Raw genomic sequence first — 627 nt, 5'->3', positions numbered from 1 at the left:
AAGCAGCGGCAGAAGCGGATGCCGCGGGCCGTGCGCGAGCAGCAGATGCTGGACGCGGCGGTGCGGATCTTCGGGCAGCGGGGGTTCAGGGCCGCGTCCATGGACGAGATCGCGGAGCTGGCCGGAGTGTCGAAGCCGCTGGTGTACCTGTATCTGAACTCCAAGGACGACCTCTTCACCGCCTGTATCCGGCGGGAGGCCGCCGCGCTCGTCGCCGCGGTGCGGGACGGGGTGAGCGCCGCCGTGGGGGAGAGCGCGGACCGTCGGCTGTGGGCGGGTCTCCGGGCGTTCTTCACGCACACCGCGGAGCGGCCCGACGGGTGGGCGGTGCTGCACAGCCAGGCGCGTACCCAAGGTGAGCCGTTCGCCGCGGAGGTCGCCGCGATGCGGGAGGAGATCCTCGCCTTCGTGACGGCGCTGATCGCCGAGGCGGCGCGGGAGGCCCACGGGGACCCCTCGCTGCCCGCCCGTGAGGTGGCGGGCCTCGCGCAGGCCCTCGTGGGCGCGGCGGAGTCGCTCGCGGGGTGGGCCAACACGGACGCGTCCGTGTCGGCGCGGGAGGCCGCGGCGACGCTCATGAACTTCGCGTGGGTGGGGCTGGGTTCCCTGATGGAGGGACGTCGCTGG

At 74.0% G+C, this 627-nt stretch carries 1 protein-coding gene; it reads left to right on the top strand.

The features are described from left to right. The coding region (locus AB8Z36_RS41865; RefSeq protein ID WP_440582147.1) for a TetR/AcrR family transcriptional regulator at window positions 1–627 on the top strand (627 nt) is incomplete at both ends.

It is taken from the genome of Streptomyces flavofungini (assembly GCF_041028215.1).
GTDB classification, from domain to species: Bacteria; Actinomycetota; Actinomycetes; order Streptomycetales; family Streptomycetaceae; genus Streptomyces; species Streptomyces flavofungini_B.
This window is presented reverse-complemented; position numbering and strand designations above follow the sequence as displayed.